Here is a 3,101-nt window from a genome sequence, read left to right as displayed (position 1 = left end):
TCTGCTCCCGTCGCTTCAAACTTTGTCGAAAGACAACCCGTAAACGGAAAACCAATTCCTGATAGTTTAAAAACCGAAGTAAAAATTGTTTACGATGATTTAGGAATTTATTTTGGTGCAGTTATGTTTGATCCTGAACCAGATAAAATTTTGAAAGAGTTAACCGAGAGAGATGATATTGGTAATGATGACTTCTTTTTTATACTGTTAAATGGATACAACGACCGCCAACAAAGCTTGCAGTTTATTGTCACAGCCGCAGGTGTACAATTTGATGCAAAAATGACCAACGACTCTGAAGACGCCTCGTGGAATGCTGTATGGTTTAGTGACGTAAAAATAAATGAAGACAGTTGGGTAGCCGAAATATTTATTCCTTATTCTGAGTTGCGCTTTCCCAAAAAGGAAATACAAACTTGGGGGCTCAACATGGAACGCGAATTTAGAAGAACCCGCACACGCTACAGCTGGAATTACATCGACAACTCTAAAGGGGGCTTTTCAATTTATGATGGGGAAATTCACGGAATTAAAAACATCAAAACACCGGTAAGGCTCTCTTTACAACCTTACCTTTCAACCTACGTAAACAGTTTCGATGGCGACTCTGAAGTGGCCTTTAACGGGGGAATGGACCTGAAATATGGAATCAACGATGCATTTACCCTGGATATGGTACTTGTTCCCGATTTTGGGCAGACAAAATTTGATGAAACCGTTTTAAATCTTTCTGCATTTGAAGTACAATATGTAGAACAAAGACCTTTTTTTACAGAAGGAACCGAGCTTTACTCTAAAGGAGGTCTATTTTATTCCAGAAGAGTGGGTGGGGCGCCAAGTGGTTCCCTAAATTTAAATGAAAATGAAACAATTAATTCATTTCCTTCTAAGGTAGATTTGTTGAATGCCACAAAAATTTCAGGCAGAACCTCAGGAGGCCTTGGAATAGGTTTTTTTAACGCAATCACAAAAAAGACCTTTGTAAGTATTCAAAATATTGAAAGCCTTGAAAATAGAAAGGTGTTAGTTGAACCACTAACAAATTACAATGTTTTGGTTTTAGATCAACGCTTTGGTGATAATAACTCAATATCGGTCATCAATACAAACGTATTACGAGATGGTGATTTTAGAGATGCAAATGCAACCGCTATGCTGCTCAGTGTAACTAATAAAAGCAATACATTTAGATACAATGCAGAAGCTAAAAGCAGTTGGGTGTTGACAGACGCTACTAAATTTGGAATGGAGGGAAGGGCACAAATGGCAAACATAAGTGGCAAACACAGATTCACCACCGCAATAAACTTTAGAACAGTTGATTACGACATTAATGATCTGGGTTTTTCATCAAATACAAACTATATTAACTATTATGGCTATTATGGTTTTAGATACCTTCAACCGAAAGGGTTTCTAAACAACCTAAACCTTAATTTTAACCTTAACTTTAATAGAAGACTTAAACCCGACCTCTATTATGCCTATAATTTTAATTTCAACTCCAACTTTGTTACAAAAGACTTTTTTGCTTTTGGTGGAGGTTTTGAAATAACTCCGTTTGGGGTAAATGATATTTATGAACCAAGGGTAGAAGGAAGACATGTAGAACAGCCGGCCTATTATAACCCCTGGGTTTGGATATCTACAGATTATAGAAAAAAGTTTGCAATAGATTTAAATGCTGATTTTCAAAAATATGATGAAAAAGAAAGACAAATAGCTCAATTTGGATTTTCTCCCAGATTTAGATTTTCTGATAAACTAAAATTAATAACTAATCTTTCTGCAATATTTTCTTCAAATGAACAAGGTTTTGTAAGTTTTGAAAACAGTAATATTATATTTGGACAGCGTGATCGGAATACATTAATTACCTCACTGGAATCACAATATATTTTTAATAATAAAATGGCTGCAAATGTATCTTTCAGACACTATTTTTCTGAAGTAGAATACCATAAATACTACACGTTGCAACAGAATGGGACATTAAAAGATAATAGTGCTTATGAAAATTCGCACGATACAACTTACAACAGCTGGAATTTAGATGTTAGATATAGCTGGTGGTTTGCACCGGGAAGTCAGTTGACTTTTTTGTACCGGAACTCAATTAATAGCTTTTTTGAAACTTCAGGGTTTAGTTTTTCAGAAAATTTTGACAATTTGTTTGAAAAGCCGCAATTTCATAGTTTTTCGTTAAGAATAAGTTATTTTTTAGATTATAATAGGACAAAAAATTATTTCACCAATCCTTCCAAAAAGAATGATGTAAGCCTTAGATTACCTACTAAAATGACTTTAGGAAACCGCCAGAAGGGTTAGTTGCGCCGGTCTGGCTTGAAAACAAAAGCATTTGGAAACTTTTTTTGAATTTCCATCAAAGCTCTGTCTGCTTCCAAGCGCGTTACAAAATTTCCAACCCACACTTTATAGTTCGGGGTTTCATATTCTATGGATGCTTTCCAAACAGACTGGCTTTTCTGATAGTCTCTTATAATGGTATTTGCCTGCTTTAATTCACCGTAGTATAGTTGAATAGTAAAACCATCACTAAGTTTGTTTTCCTTTGAAAGCATTGTTTTGAGCTTCAAAAGCTCAGTAAGCTTTTCGTTCTCATAAATTTCAACTGTGCCTTGCTGTGCAGTTGCATAATTTGAGTTCAATGCAAAAAGTATGAAGGTGATGTAAAGAGGATATCTCATAGAAATTTCGTTCAATTTTTATTCATTACAAAGCTAAATCATTATAACTGATTCATGCATAAAAATATTATTTAGAATTAGTATAAATTATTAGTTAACGTTTAGTTTGAATTCCTAAAATGGACTTAAAATGTTACTTTTGTCCAGTTATTTTGAGGGAAATTAGTATAACTCATTTTTTATGAGCACATAAGCATTTATCCTTCCAATTTTTACACGATAATACATTACAAAGTATGAAAAAGGTGAAATACCCAAATCTATTGTTTAAATTATCTTCCTATGTGCTAGCAGCTCTGCTGTTGATATTCACAAACAACCTTAACGCTCAAGAGGAAACAACTCAAGATGAAACTACTGAGGTAGCAGCAGACTTGGGTGGTGACCCTGTGG

Annotated in this window: 2 protein-coding genes; one reads left to right on the top strand and one right to left on the bottom strand. The window is 34.5% G+C overall.

Annotation, left to right across the window (positions count from 1 at the left end):
• Nucleotides 1-2,328: DUF5916 domain-containing protein (locus AACY61_RS11250; protein ID WP_339611682.1), on the top strand; the 2,328-nt coding region annotated here is incomplete at its 5' end.
• Here the strand turns inward: AACY61_RS11250 and AACY61_RS11245 are convergent.
• Complete coding sequence (locus AACY61_RS11245; RefSeq protein ID WP_339611681.1) at nt 2,325-2,708, bottom strand: SPOR domain-containing protein; 384 nt, start codon at nt 2,706-2,708, stop codon at nt 2,325-2,327. The two genes, AACY61_RS11250 and AACY61_RS11245, sit on opposite strands and share 4 nt — an antisense overlap.
• Nucleotides 2,709-3,101 lie beyond the last annotated feature (393 nt).

Source organism: uncultured Planktosalinus sp., assembly GCF_963973675.1.
In the GTDB taxonomy this organism is placed as follows: Bacteria; Bacteroidota; Bacteroidia; order Flavobacteriales; family Flavobacteriaceae; genus Planktosalinus.
The sequence above is the reverse complement of the archived record's forward strand: the minus strand, read 5'-3'. Positions and strand labels throughout refer to the sequence as shown.